This is a genomic window from Aliidiomarina halalkaliphila, from assembly GCF_007096385.1.
GTDB classification, from domain to species: domain Bacteria; phylum Pseudomonadota; class Gammaproteobacteria; order Enterobacterales; family Alteromonadaceae; genus Aliidiomarina; species Aliidiomarina halalkaliphila.
The window spans coordinates 50,913-64,838 of record NZ_VJWL01000004.1; the positions used below are offsets into that span (position 1 = coordinate 50,913).

Annotated in this window: 11 protein-coding genes; all 11 read right to left on the reverse strand. The window is 47.4% G+C overall.

The window, feature by feature from the left end; genetic code table 11:
- Positions 1-9: 9 nt before the first annotated feature.
- Positions 10-1,272, reverse strand: a complete 1,263-nt coding sequence (locus FM042_RS10420; RefSeq protein WP_143236387.1) for an HsdM family class I SAM-dependent methyltransferase — start codon at positions 1,270-1,272, stop codon at positions 10-12.
- A 1-nt stretch (position 1,273) separates the two neighbouring features.
- Entirely contained in the window at positions 1,274-1,873 is a 600-nt protein-coding gene (locus FM042_RS10425) for a restriction endonuclease subunit S (protein ID WP_143236388.1), read from the reverse strand.
- A 303-nt stretch (positions 1,874-2,176) separates the two neighbouring features.
- Positions 2,177-3,259 (reverse strand): hypothetical protein, encoded by a 1,083-nt coding sequence (locus FM042_RS11950; RefSeq protein WP_143236389.1) that lies wholly within the window; start codon positions 3,257-3,259, stop codon positions 2,177-2,179.
- A gap of 168 nt (positions 3,260-3,427) precedes the next feature.
- Positions 3,428-5,110 (reverse strand): ATP-dependent nuclease, encoded by a 1,683-nt coding sequence (locus FM042_RS10435; protein WP_143236390.1) that lies wholly within the window; start codon positions 5,108-5,110, stop codon positions 3,428-3,430.
- 124 nt (positions 5,111-5,234) lie between these two features.
- The gene (locus FM042_RS10440) at positions 5,235-5,708 is read right to left on the reverse strand and encodes a hypothetical protein (protein ID WP_143236391.1); all 474 of its coding nucleotides are present in this window, start codon (positions 5,706-5,708) and stop codon (positions 5,235-5,237) included.
- A 100-nt stretch (positions 5,709-5,808) separates the two neighbouring features.
- Positions 5,809-6,369, reverse strand: a complete 561-nt coding sequence (locus FM042_RS11845) for a hypothetical protein (RefSeq protein WP_185960775.1) — start codon at positions 6,367-6,369, stop codon at positions 5,809-5,811.
- A gap of 82 nt (positions 6,370-6,451) precedes the next feature.
- A complete protein-coding gene (locus FM042_RS10450; protein ID WP_143236392.1) occupies positions 6,452-6,961 on the reverse strand; it encodes a hypothetical protein in 510 nt (169 codons plus the stop codon).
- Between the two features lie 72 nt (positions 6,962-7,033).
- Positions 7,034-8,800, reverse strand: a complete 1,767-nt coding sequence (locus FM042_RS10455; RefSeq protein ID WP_143236393.1) for a hypothetical protein — start codon at positions 8,798-8,800, stop codon at positions 7,034-7,036.
- Between the two features lie 434 nt (positions 8,801-9,234).
- Positions 9,235-12,117 (reverse strand): aminomethyl-transferring glycine dehydrogenase, encoded by a 2,883-nt coding sequence (gene gcvP / locus FM042_RS10460; RefSeq protein ID WP_143236394.1) that lies wholly within the window; start codon positions 12,115-12,117, stop codon positions 9,235-9,237.
- Between the two features lie 107 nt (positions 12,118-12,224).
- Positions 12,225-12,614 carry a glycine cleavage system protein GcvH gene (gcvH, locus tag FM042_RS10465; RefSeq protein WP_143236395.1) on the reverse strand — a complete coding sequence of 130 codons (390 nt, stop codon included), beginning with the start codon at positions 12,612-12,614 and terminating at the stop codon, positions 12,225-12,227.
- 55 nt (positions 12,615-12,669) lie between these two features.
- A complete protein-coding gene (gcvT, locus tag FM042_RS10470; protein ID WP_143236396.1) occupies positions 12,670-13,755 on the reverse strand; it encodes a glycine cleavage system aminomethyltransferase GcvT in 1,086 nt (361 codons plus the stop codon).
- Between the last annotated feature and the right edge of the window lie 171 nt (positions 13,756-13,926).

Below are 13,926 nucleotides of genomic sequence, written 5' to 3' on the forward strand. Positions count from 1 at the left end.
CCTCCTAAATTAGTTGTCGAGCAGGGCGCTCAATTGGCGTTTGGCTTCTGCATAGGCGCTTTCTAGTTGTTTTAATTTCGCAGACTCTGCTTCGAAATTGATGTCTTCAATATGCGTTGACGGCGTAATGTACCGGTTTACGGCGAGAATCATGTCTTGCTCGCGAATGTCTGGTGCGTATTTTTCGACGACTCTTGGGTCATCTATTTCGGTGGCCGTAATGAGTCTCACAATTTCGGCAATATAATCCGAGCTTAAATGGTAATCGAGGCCCGCGTCATTTTGTGTCGCTTCAGCGTCGATAAAGCGAACAGGGCTGCCTTTTTCCTTTGCTTTATTGAGGATAAGTAGCACGGGCGCAACAGCTGTGTGGCTGAAGAACTTGCTCGGCAATTGGACAACGGCTTCAACCAGCTCATTCTCGACAAAGTACTCGCGCACCTGGGCATCGTAACCGCCTCTGAACAGCCAGCCTCTAGGTAAGAATACATACCCTTTGCCGGTGTCGCTCAAAGCCCATAAAGCTAACTGAAGCCACAGGCTATCGCCAGCAGTCATGGGAATGGACGTTTGTGATTCTTGCGGCAGTAAATAGGGAGCGGACTTTATTTTGTCGATTTGTTCGCGGCCAAACCGGAGCCCGAGTGGCGGGGTCATAACCACATAATCCGCACTAGCTTTCTTAAAAGCAGGCTGAACAAGGCTGTTACCCTTAAAAACAGTGACTTCCTTTTGTTCGAGGCTAGCTAAAAGCTGACAGATAATTGCCGAGTCAGAATTTATTTCTTGTAGCTCAGCCTGCTGAACTGATAGTGCGGAAAGCACATTACCAATACCACCCGCCGGGTCTAAAAATGTGTCTTTCTTTTGGGGTTTTACTAGCCCAAGTAGTAACTCTACTTCGTTTGAATTTGAGCCATATTCGGTTGCGAAACGAGAGTTTGCAAAAGCAGTGCGAATCGTTTGTACAGCAATGTTAATGTCATCGATGTCAGCGACAAAGCTAATTAGCATTGATAGTGCTTCGTTGTGAGCGAAGTCTATTGCACTGAGAGCTGAGTGTTCCTCGACCTCAGGGTAAGCTGCAATTAACTCTAACAGGGCCGTCTTTTGATTCGCTAGTCCCATGCGTTTGAGAGCATTAATAGACTCTACATCTTTAACCTTAACATAGAGCAATATCGTTATGAGCGGCAGTACTTGCTCTTCTCTGAGCTCCCCTCGTACCGAGTCGATAAGCTTTGATAATTGATTAGTGAAATTGATAGTCATGTTATGCGCCTCCCTGCATTAACTCGTTCACCTTCGCCATCGCTACTTTACGCTCTTGCTCAACCATTGCAATGCCAGCGGTATAGGCTTGGTTACTTGCAAAAAACAAGCTGTCAATTTGTTCCTGTGTTTCTAAGCCTGGCAATTTAAACTGCAGTTCTTTGAGCTTGCTCGCGGGTACATTCTTGATGGTGGTGCCTGTTGCAAGCTGCTCCATTTGGGATTGACCAAGTGCAGAGTTCAAGTGAGTGACCAGCGCCGTTGGCTTTGCCTTCGAAGCGTTAGGGCGCAAAACCACCAAATTAGCCGAAGGTATCAGTTTAAGCTTTACGGTTTTTGAGTCGACAATTGCAGCCCGAAAGGAATTACCGCGGGTTAAAACCACGACATCGCCCTCCGTCAGGAGAAACTTTGATGCCGATTTTTCGTCTTTAAGTTGGACAGGTTGAAGAGCCTCCTCAACTAACTCACCGGCATGATTCAAAGATGAACCCGTGATCATATGATGTGTCGCATCTGCTGGCTCTGCCTTTTGAATTAGGTTGCTCGGAATACCAGTAAAAATAGTTTCACATACTGAATTGATAGTTACCTCGCTCATTTGTTTTCCTCCACGTTGCAAATCATTATTAATTTACGATTATGATAGACTCGCAACAACAGCAGATCAAGTTAAATTTAAAATTATTTTTCATTTACGATTTAATCTGGTGTGGTGAAAGTTGTTCTGCGAGTGGGGTGAGGAGGTCAACCAAAAGCGGGCATACTTATTGCGATAGTGTGCTTGGTCACTGCTAATGCGAGATTATTACTATGGCCTATTGATTATCCATGCAGATTGGACGCCGCCATCACGGGCGAGTGAGCTTTAGAGCTGGCGTCTCGTGCATGCCCTTGTTCAGTTTTACCCTACTGGTTTCAATGTTTCTTTCGGTTCTACTGGCCGAACTATGACTAAATCATTCGGATCCAGTCCTTCTTGGACAAAAAGCTCCGGTGTGTTTTCTCCGTTCAAGCCTTCCATCATCACTAGGGCTTTAGCCTGCTCAAATGCTTTTCTGACCGAAAGCCCAAATCCAATTGCAGAGTAGAATTTTGATGAAAATACCCTTGCCACATCATCACCTATACTGGTATTCATCCCAATGGCGGCTTCGACGTGATGAGTTATTGCTTCAGCTTGGCTATAGGAATAGCACGTATTAAAAAAAACTAAACGAATTTCACCCGATGAGGCCATCATAGTTTGCACGATGGCTTCTTTAGTAACTAATTTCGCATTGCCGTCAGTATCTTGAAATACTATTTCATCAGAGTCTGAACCATGGCCACTAAAATGAACTATTGTAGGATTTAACTCATTTATTGCTTGCAGAACATCCACTGGTTGAACTGCCCATCTACTCTCAAATAAAACTGAATCTCTGTGCTTTGCCTTTCTAATCATATCGCCAATGGCACGTGCCTCCTCATCCAGTCTCAACTGTTGAACATTAGCAGGATTCGAAGCGAGAAATAGAACTACAATTTTCTCTGGAAGGTCTTGAAGTGCCTTCAGAGTAGCAATAGTTCTTTGATGCAAGACATCATGCTTATCGAGAGTACTATTTATTTGATTAATTCGGGATTGGTGTGCCCTAGCTTGCCGTTCTGACTCCCTCTGTCGTTGTTTGCTCTCTTTTTCCTCTTCCGTTGACACTTTTTTTTGCTCAACTGCAAGTTCTTTCTGCTTTCGAGCGATCTTTTTGTCAAAGTCAGATACTTTCCTTTCAGCTGTCGCCTGATCTTTTTGGTATCTTTCGAACTCACGTAACTTCGATCTTGCAGTACTTGCATTACTCGTGCGAGACATCGCATGCGCAGCTGAGTTTATTTTGCTAGAAAGATTAGCAATTTTATCTTGCTCTTTTGCTTGTCCCTGCTGCAGCTTGGCGATTTCTTCTCGCTTTCTCGTTACATTCCGACGATACAAATCCAACAACGACATACTCTACTCCTTAAGGTACGAATCTGGCAGATACTGAACGCTGAGGTAACTCGCATCGGGGCGCCAGCGGAGGGGACCAAAAGCGGCACGCTTTTGATGTCCGGAGGCGGAGATGATCAGCTCAAGGCGCTTTCAAAGGTCCTAGTTGTCTTAACCCATGCACGCCGCCTACACCATTTCAGAAACAAAACGCCGAGCATCCTCAAGTTCTGGGTCATTTCTCAAATCCCTGTTCAGCGCATCATTGACCCATGTGGGGCCATGGTTCCCAATAGATCGTACAAACCCCTCAAGTTCGCCCACGTCAACCACGAGCAGTCCTACCGACTTTAGTGCTGCACGCAAACGGGCATATGCCTGCGTCGGGTCACCACTCGGAATATAGGATTTGCCGGCGGTCTTCGCTTGCGACCAAGCTGAAGTCTTCTTCAATATTTTTCCGAGCTCCCTCGCAACCTCTTTTGGGAATATACGTTGCTCCACTGAAGAGAGAATTACTGAGATTTCTCTCTTCACATCATCTGTCTCCAGTTCTGGTCTCTTCTGATCGACAGAAGACTTCACAAGTCGCCAATCTGATTCTAACTCTGACCATCCTCCCTCCAGACCTTCAACGATGGAGCGAAGAGGCTGAATATCTGAAAGCACGTCGAAGTCCGCAACTACCGTTATCGGAACACCCAACTTCCGTAGCGCGCGAACAACCACAGCTATCCGATGCTTTCCTCCGCAATGGATGAACATTATATCTGGAGCGATACTTCCTTGATCCTCAAATATTGCGCTCATTACAGCAGAGTAAAACCTGCAATCTGAGTCGCTCTCACAGATCACCACCTTGCTGTGAAAAAGCCCATCCAACACATTCGAGTGTCGAAGGAGAGAGTCTTTCCATATTGCCTCAATATCAGCACTGCTAAGCATGCTAACTCTATTCACGCTTCCGTCACGCCGCACACGGATAATCTTCAGGTTATTTACCCCCGCATCAAGAAGGCCCTTCAGGAAATCCTGGCTATGGGTTGCAAGGAATAATTGACGCGCGGTGGGTAGATCACGAGCAAGCATTTTGCCGAGCAACCTGGCCTGAGGCGGGTGGAGAAATGCTTCTGGCTCATCTATGAAGAGAATTGAATGCTGAGAAACGAAGGCGTTAAGGAGAACACCTACGAAGCTCCTCATTCCATCCCCCTGCTTATGAAGCAAATCTCGCGTTTCGAGCTCGGCCAAGTATCCCTCCGAGACGCGATCCTCCCCATCTTTTGGGATTGGGCGCTCTCCTACGTATAAAGGAACTTCGCTGCCGGCATTTCGATGGACAATCAAGTCGGTCCCGAATGCCTGCCTAAAATAATGGCTAAAAGTAGCCTCAAGAGAATCTTTCTTTTGCAGGAAATGAATAGGGTGGGTTGGGGGCTCCTTAGAAAGTCTAATATTGTTCGTTGGGTTAGCAGCTGTTAACCGCTCTTCCGTCGAAATGTTTTTAACAAAGACTTCAAGCAGTTCCGAAAGGCCGTCGTCCTCTATTCTGAGCCAATAACTCTTTGCATTGCCTTCATATACATCAAATCCGAATCCACGGTAACTTGGCAGAGGGTTCCCCGAGAACGTCTTGTCTCCCATTTGTTCAAGGCGGCGGATCAACTCCTCTTCGTTTCCTTCCCTGCCAATCAATAGATCCGAAATCACCTTTCCTTTGTTCGACTTGGCACGTAACAGCTGAGCTGACTCTCTAAGGGTTGCGCTTTTCCCAGCGTTATTGGGGCCGACTAGAACTACAATGTCGTTCTTTGCCAGCTCTACGGTGTTTCCGTCGTTGAATGTGAGTGCATCGATCCAAACTTGCGCCACTTGTAAACCTCGCTTACTTTCTCATTTCCCTCTAAAGCCATTTCAACTCGACATAAGGGACTATTTGTGTGCCTAACGCCGCCTACAGAAGCGCGAGCTTGTGGCGACTAACTGGTAAGCTTTGTTAAACATTGGATTTCACCATGTCAATGTCTTTTATCAACCACTTTAGCAAATCTTTGTTCGACATTGATGTGGCGCTATTTCCGAGACTACGACGAATTGCCAGCAACACATTTCCAAATGCTACTAGTATATCTGTGCTTTTCCCTTCTCTACGTTCAGCTGCATAAATGGTTGACCACATAGAGTTCCAGGAAGACACCACCTCATCAGATCCAACAAGCACCAACTTAAATGACTTCTCCCGATACTCGCAAGATTTAATCTTTTTCAACGTCTCTGCTTGGCTCTTGAGGGACAAGTCCGAAAACAAGGTTGCAAAAGGTAGCAAAATTCCAAGATAGATTTGAGCTGCTTCTTCTTGTAGAGATTCCTCTATTCTGCGCTTAGTCTCCAGCTTTGACTTCAGGAGCCACCCGGCGCCGCCACCAATCAGAGTCAATAGTACAGGTACAACATTAATGAGCCAATCCACTGCCGGTTACTCCTTGATGTTTAACTAACGCCCGCAGCACGCGCGGCTTTGTAGTGAAGGCGAAGCCGCAACGGAAAAGCCGTCGCTGTGGCTGGCCTTGTTATGGCTTAATTTCATTGGCTGCAACCTTAAACGCCTCTCGCAAACTATTTTGGACTTTAGGAAGCTCCTCATCTGCTTTTTCCCAAAGCTCCGTCATTGCGCTTCCAATCCAGTCTTTACCAAGACCACTTTTCTGCATATTTGCCGCATTTATCACCTTATAGAACATCGAGTGCTGACTAAGTAGCTCGTCAATAATTTCGCATGACTGGTCATCTAGCCACAACCGAGCAAGTAAGTACTTTTCCCTGAACCCCCTGACTTTCTCTTCAAGCTCTGGGATACGTTCAGGTTCCACATTGCCTTGCATTTGCACAGCATACTTTGTGGCCTGCTCTGCAAGAACTGATTGTTCATATAGCGATGCTATTGCTTCAAGCTTCCTAACGTAGAGTTTTTCAAAAATAAAGTTACTCTTTTGAGCCTCAGTTATCAGTCGCTGCTCAAATTGCTTAAAGTCCTTGTTGAGAAAATGAAGAATAATCGAACGCGAAAGAAAGCCAAGGGCGGTCATCAATAATGCGCTGCCACCAGCAAGAATCAACATTTCCTGAATCATTCATTTACTCCATCTGGAGAGCCATAACGCCGCCAGCAGAGGCGCGAGCTTGCGAGCGTCCTGCTAACTGGCTTTGCTAAATCTAGCCGCAACCAATACCAATAGAGCCGTCGGACTTAATCCATACCCCAATTCGACAGCCCGTAATAGTATTCCCGGTCATGATCATTCCGCCTATCTGTAAAGACTGGCCATCGTTATTGATAAGCGCTGGCTCTACTCCGGCATACCTTACGAAGTGGCCTGTTGGCGTGTACAGTTCGGCAGCCGTCTTCAGCGCCGCAGCCCCTTCTCTCCTTATCTCGAATAGTGTCTGACCTCCCAAACGACATACCGTCATCTTGTCGGGATGATCGAGTTCTATACCTGCCTTTTTACCTTCAGGTGTTGCGAACAATTGCGAACCAACAACTTTCGCCAAATAAGTACCATCTGAGTGGTAGATCGGGATTTGAGTCGAAAAGCCAGCTTCTTGAAGACGCACAACCTCTATGAGAGGCGTATCATCGAACTGAAGTATCGTGGGACAGTTTATAAACTTGTTAGTACCAAGCTCAACTTGGGGAGCGTGTTGAAATACGAGCTTTTCCATAGAAACGTCCTTTATTATGTGATTTAACGCCGCCATCACGCGCTTGTCGCGTGCATGGCATTGTTAGCAATATTACTCGATACAATATATTATTGGTCTTGCGTTCATATCTTTGACCGCATGCGCGAAGGAAGAAATAATCCATAGTAGCTGGACAATATTACCTCTCACAGGCTTTCCTTCTTTTATTTTATTAAACTCGCCTGTAATGTCTGAGACCGAAAGAAATGAACAGCATAAGATGCAGCTGCGATTGAGCTTGTAGTCCTTAAGCAAATTCGCCAGATACCAATCGAAATCATCGATATTTCCCTTTCGTATCCTGGGTATTTTTGTTTGTATACCTTTCCCAGACTTGTAATAATCTTTAAAGGTTTTGTCTAATTTCGATAACATAGCATTCGCATCAAAATACATGTTTCCAAGGTTCTTAATTCCTTGGCCCACAACATCGTGCAAGTTGCTGGCTGATGTACTGGGATCGCCGTGTTTTGAGTGAATAAAGCATATGTTTGAGTTCTCTTTATTAAAGGTTATATGATCAGCCCACTCATCACCCAGGTCATCACAGAATATATAATCATCTTCCGCATGAATTTTCTCAATAACATCAAACATTGAGTCTTCTGTAAAATTTTCACTTTCTTCCGTAAAGCTGCCTTTTTCCGAGTTGACGGCAGGAATTTCTTCTATTGGTTGAAGTATCTCAAGAATGTTATCGATTTCTGAAATCCCTGAAGAATCCTCGAAGCACGACCCCATAAAGTACATATATTTTGGGTCTTCAAAAGTGATACTATAAAACCCGTGCTTAACAATATACTTTTGAAGAGTTATTAACTTCCCGTTTTCTGACACACGGAACTTTGCAAGGTATTTTGAATATAATGTTAGGCTTTTCTTGTTGGCTCTAACCCGAGAGCCGTCATTAACACCCATGATGTTTAAGTCTGAATCTATCTCGTATACTTTCTCCAGTGCAGACTCTAGATGTTTGTAGACACGATTGGAAACGCGGATGACTTTTCCTTTCTTTGTTTTATATTTTACTGAAACTCCATCCTTCTTAAGGCGATCAAACAAAGAATGACTCTCTATAAGAATGGCATTAGGCGAACAAATCGTTAAGACTTCGCTTAGCTCTACTTTACTTGCGAAAGCATCTAGAAAATTTGTATTGCTAGGGGATTCTATTAGATTGATTTGCTCGTAAACCCATTCAGCGACATTATCGAGTGTTTCTCTACTAGATGATTCAACAACCCGGCCAGTTCCTGATATAGATCGTGTTTTAGCCCCTTGCCGGAGCTTAAAGTAGTAGGGAATTGATCTTCCTGCTGAGTGAGTAGAAAGTAATCCTTTTAAGTCAGCCGCCTCATATGATCTAGATCTCATTGCGCGATCTGAAACAGTCATATTTCTAAGCGCCAACCTCTGAAACTCTACATCATCATCAGAGAATGATGATGAAAATTCCTTGCTTCCGACAAGCGTAAACTTTTCGTCCATCAGGTCAAATATGTTGGCGCAGCTCTTCTTCAGAACAGCAAGGTAGTCGCCAATCTCAATGATCAGTATAAATGCATAAATTTTGTCTTCGAAATCATCGTCTAAGAAATAAACTGGCCGACTAGAAGGAAATACCCTAGCTGAATAGACATAACTTAAACTTTGTTCGTCTAAACTCCGCTCCTGCCTAAATTCATCAATTACAAATCCACTATCGGGATTCATATTGTCAGAGGCAGTGTCCAAGATAGTTTTAACTAGCTCATCTTCTACAGGATCATTGACTCTGTAAAATTGTGCATTCTTAGTCAATCTGAGTCTTTCTGGCACTATCCTACCTCCTTGCTAACATTGTATTACTAAGTACACCGCATATCCCAGATACACCCTTCACGCACAATAACAACCAAACAATGCATGCTAATTAACATCACAACGCAAAGCTAAAACCCTTGTGTCTTGGACATCCGCCAGCATAAACACGCAAAATCACGCACGATATACAGAAACAAAACGAGCAAGTGTTACCACCAGAAACGACTAAGAAAGGCTCTTCCTTGAGTTAATTGAGGAAACTACGTGAGCGGGCTCTTGGCAGTGGGTTTTTCACTGCGTTCGCTTCGCCATAATCCGTCGGCGTGCGCTTTTGTTAATTACCTAACTTATAAGATTGTTGCAGAGGCTACAAGAAAAACTGTAAAGGTATAAAAAAAGAGGCCCGAAGGCCTCTTTCTGTATTGTTTGCTACCGAACAGCTAAACCACCTACTCCTGATAAGCCGACAACGGTGGGCAGCTGCACATAAAGTTGCGGTCGCCGTATACGTCGTCGATGCGGTTTACGCTTGGCCAGAATTTATGGTCGCGTAACCAGGCTTTCGGGAATACGGCTTGTTCGATGCTGTATGGGCGGTCCCACGCTTCGGTGATGTCCGCTAAGGTATGCGGTGCATTCACTAATGGGTTCGCCTCTAACGTCCACTCGCCTTTGGCTACTTGCTCGATTTCTTGGCGAATCGCGATCATGGCATCACAGAAGCGATCCATTTCTGCTTTCGATTCCGATTCCGTTGGCTCGATCATCAGCGTGCCCGCAACTGGGAACGACATGGTCGGCGAATGGAAGCCATAATCTTGCAAGCGCTTGGCCACGTCGATTTCAGCAATGCCGGTGGCGTCTTTTAGCGGGCGCAAGTCGATAATGCACTCGTGGGCCACGCGGTCGTTACGGCCGGTGTACAGCACTGGGAAGTGCTCTTTTAAGCGCTTGGCCATATAGTTGGCGTTGAGCATGGCTACTTCCGTAGCTTTGCGTAAGCCAGCGCTGCCCATCATCACGATATACATCCATGAGATGGGTAGAATGCTCGCGCTACCAAATGGTGCTGCGGATACCGCCGGGTTGCCGGTTGCCAAGCCTTCGCCGTCGAGCAGCGTATGGCCCGGTAAGAACGGTGCCAAGTGGCTCTTCACGCCGATAGGGCCCATACCCGGGCCACCGCCGCCGTGCGGGATACAGAAGGTTTTGTGCAGGTTCAAGTGGGATACGTCTGAGCCGATATAGCCCGGCGAAGTTACACCCACTTGCGCGTTCATATTGGCGCCGTCCATATACACCTGACCACCAAACTCATGCACGATGTCGCAGATCTCGCGAATCTTCTCTTCGTACACGCCGTGGGTCGACGGGTAAGTCACCATGGCGCAGCTGAGTTGGTCTTTCACTTCTTCAGCTTTGGCGCGCAAATCAGCAATATCCACGTTACCGTTTTTATCACAGGCTACCACGATCACTTTCATGCCGGCCATTTGTGCAGACGCCGGATTGGTGCCGTGGGCAGAATCAGGAATCAAACAGATATTGCGATGGCCTTCGCCACGGCTGGCGTGATAGCGATGAATCGCCAACAAGCCGGCGTATTCGCCTTGGGCACCGGAGTTTGGTTGCATCGACATAGCGTCGTAGCCGGTAATATCTACCAGCCAGGTTGACAGCGTATGCAACAACTCTTGATAGCCTTGGGCTTGATCCAATGGGCAGAACGGGTGCAACCCACCAAACTCTGGCCAAGTCACTGGAATCATTTCCGCGGTGGCGTTGAGTTTCATGGTGCACGAGCCCAATGAAATCATGCTGTGGTTCAGCGCTAAATCTTTGTTCTCGAGCTGTTTGATATAACGCAGCATCTCGGTTTCTGAGTGATACTGGTTAAACACTTCGTGGGTCAGAATTGCTGAGGTACGCGCAAGCGCTGCTGGAATCGATTCCACCCCTTGTGCTTCTGAATCCAGTGCAGCTACATCGAGGCCGTGGCCTTCGCCTAAGATCACATCAAACAAAGTAGCGATATCGTGGCGGGTTTTGGCTTCATCCACGCTGATACCCAATAGGCCTGGGCGATCGGTGCGGAAGTTCACTTCGGCGTCTTTGGCGCGGGCTAAAATGGCGTCGCGCTGTTCGCCACTGGCTTCGATGGTTAAGGTATCAAAATAATGATGATGTACCGGTGAGAAACCGTTTTTGCTCAAACCTAAGGCCAAAATATCGGTTAACCGATGAATGCGATCAGCGATGGTTCTTAAGCCTTCTGGGCCATGGTACACGGCGTAGAACGACGCGATGTTGGCCAGTAACACCTGCGCGGTACAGATGTTCGAGGTCGCTTTCTCACGACGGATATGTTGCTCGCGGGTTTGCATCGCCATACGCAAGGCCACACGGCCTCGTGAATCTTTGGAAACACCAATTACACGGCCTGGCAGCGCACGCTTGAACTTCTCGCGGGTGGCGAAGAAAGCAGCGTGTGGACCACCGTAACCCATAGGTACACCAAAGCGCTGGGCCGAACCGAATACCATGTCGGCACCCATTTCGCCTGGCGATTTGGTGGCTACTAGCGCCATTAAATCAGAGGCAACGGCGACCAAGCCTTTGTTGCTCTGGATTTCTGCGATCACGTCGGTGAGATCCAGCAGTTCGCCATCGGCGGCAGGGCTTTGGAACAGAGCGCCAAACACATCGTGCTTGCCCGCTTCATGCCATGGGCCTTGAATCACTTCAAAACCAAACATTTCGGCACGAGCTTTTACTACGTCGATGGTTTGTGGAAATACGTTGTCGGCCACAAAGAATGCGTTCGACTTAGATTTGCTCACACGCTGGGCCATCGCCATGGCTTCGGCGGCGGCGGTGGCTTCGTCGAGCAACGAGGCAGACGCCAACTCAAGACCGGTCAGGTCGATGGTCATTTGTTGGAAGTTCAAAATGGCTTGCAAGCGGCCTTGGGCAATCTCTGGCTGATAAGGCGTGTACGCCGTATACCAACCTGGGTTTTCCAGCACGTTGCGCAAGATGACGTTTGGCAACAAGGTGTCGTAGTACCCAAGCCCGATAAAGCTTTTAAATACTTTGTTTTTCTTGGCGATGGTTTTCAAACGCGCCAGAGCGTCACGCTCTGTCATGGATTCGCCGATCGCCAAAAACGGGTCGCGCAAAATGGAGCCTGGAACGGTTTGTGCCGTCATCGCTTCCAGTGATTCGGCGCCCACGTATGCCAGCATATCCTGCTGTTCATTTTCATCCGGACCAATATGACGCGCCACAAATTCATCGTGACGTTCGAGCTGCTTTAGAGATTTACTGCTCATTGACCTAATACCTGCGTTGCTTCAGCGTGTACGAACAAGTTGCCCTGTTCTTGGATTAATGAACAACAAAGCCCCGGCGAAACCGGGGCCTTGCTGTGTTCAAACTATTAGTCTTCTTCGATAGAAGCGGCGTAACCTTCTGCGTCGAGCAGGCCAGCAACTTCGCTTTCATCGTCGGCTTTAATCTTAAATAACCAGCCGTCTCCAAATGGGTCGTTGTTGACCAATTCTGGAGAGTCTTCCAGTTCTTCGTTCACGGCAATGATTTCGCCCGCGATTGGTGCATAGATATCAGACGCCGCTTTCACTGACTCTGCTACGGCACAGTCGTCACCCGCGGCAACGTTGTCGCCTACTTCTGGGAGCTCAACGAACACCATGTCGCCAAGAAGCTCTTGCGCGTGGTCGGTGATGCCTACGGTGTATACGCCATCGCCTTCATCGCGAATCCATTCGTGGGTTGAGGCATATTTTAATTCGTTTGGTACGTTGCTCATGTTGTAACCCTTGTGTCCAAAGACTAAGTCCGTTGAAAAAAATGTGTGCTGAAGTTTACGCGGAAACAACCGCCTTGCCATGACGAACAAAGGAGGGTTTCACCACCTTTACTGTAACCATTTTTTTGCGCATTTCCACTTGTGCGGTATCACCTACTGGCTGCGGTACCCGCGCCATAGCAATACTGTATCCAAGCGTGGGTGAGAAGGTGCCTGACGTAATCACGCCTTCGCCGCCTTCTACAATCACTTTCAGCCCGGCACGAAGAACACCTTTTTCTTCCATTACCAAACCGATGAGCTTTTCTGTGCCCGCGGCTTTTTGTGCTTCTAGGGCTTCGCGACCCACGAAATTGCGATCCGCCGGCTCAAAGGCCACCGACCACGCCATATTCGCCGCCAGTGGAGAAACCTCTTCGTTCATGTCTTGGCCGTAAAGGTTCATGCCCGCTTCCAAACGCAGGGTATCACGGGCACCGAGGCCACATGGGTGCACGCCAGCTTTCAGAAGCTTATCCCAAGCGTCGCCCACTTGCTCTGCAGGAATAATAATCTCGTAGCCTGCTTCACCGGTATAGCCGGTGGTGGCAACAAATAAATCGTCGAGCTGCACGCCCACAAATGGCTTAAGTTCGCTCACTTGTGCGTGTTGTTCGGCGCTCATGAGTACACTTACTTTCTCTTTGGCTTGCGGACCTTGCACGGCCAGCATGGCAAACTCAGTGCGCTCAGTGATGGCTACATCAAATTCACCGGCTTGTTTTTCTAGCCACTGTAAATCTTTATCGCGAGTGGCAGAGTTCACCACCAAGCGATACGACACATCACTGAAGAAATACACGATCAAGTCGTCGATCACGCCGCCGTTCTCGTTCAGCATGGCCGAGTAAAGGGCTTTACCAGGAACTTGTAATTTCGCCACGTCGTTGGCGAGCAAGTGGCGCAAATACGCCTTGGCTTCAGGGCCAGTGACATCAACAATGGTCATGTGGGACACATCAAACATGCCCACTGCCCGACGCACCGCATGGTGCTCTTCGATTTGTGAACCGTAGTTAAGCGGCATGTCCCAGCCGTGGAAATCGACCATCTTTGCGCCAGCAGCCAGGTGCTGCGGGTATAACGGAGTGCGTTGCGCCATTGCGTATTTCACTTCTGTTGGTTTTCTGTTCGATTCGATGGCCCTCATTATAGGTTGCCACGGGGTTGCCAACAAATTAAAAACCCTAATACGCGCATTAAGTTTTCTTATACAGATACGCTAAACATTGCTAAAATAAATGCTTAGTGGGTGCCATTGCGGGCATTCAGG

Bases quoted from the DNA above. Each gene is read 5' to 3' on its own strand.
- FM042_RS10425 (WP_143236388.1), bottom strand. From the start codon at position 1,873: ATGAGCGAGGTAACTATCAATTCAGTATGTGAAACTATTTTTACTGGT.
- gcvH (WP_143236395.1), bottom strand. From the start codon at position 12,614: ATGAGCAACGTACCAAACGAATTAAAATATGCCTCAACCCACGAATGG.
- FM042_RS10450 (WP_143236392.1), bottom strand. From the start codon at position 6,961: ATGGAAAAGCTCGTATTTCAACACGCTCCCCAAGTTGAGCTTGGTACT.
- gcvT (WP_143236396.1), bottom strand. From the start codon at position 13,755: ATGGCGCAACGCACTCCGTTATACCCGCAGCACCTGGCTGCTGGCGCA.
- FM042_RS10420 (WP_143236387.1), bottom strand. From the start codon at position 1,272: ATGACTATCAATTTCACTAATCAATTATCAAAGCTTATCGACTCGGTA.
- gcvP (WP_143236394.1), bottom strand. From the start codon at position 12,117: ATGAGCAGTAAATCTCTAAAGCAGCTCGAACGTCACGATGAATTTGTG.
- FM042_RS11950 (WP_143236389.1), bottom strand. From the start codon at position 3,259: ATGTCGTTGTTGGATTTGTATCGTCGGAATGTAACGAGAAAGCGAGAA.
- FM042_RS11845 (WP_185960775.1), bottom strand. From the start codon at position 6,369: ATGATTCAGGAAATGTTGATTCTTGCTGGTGGCAGCGCATTATTGATG.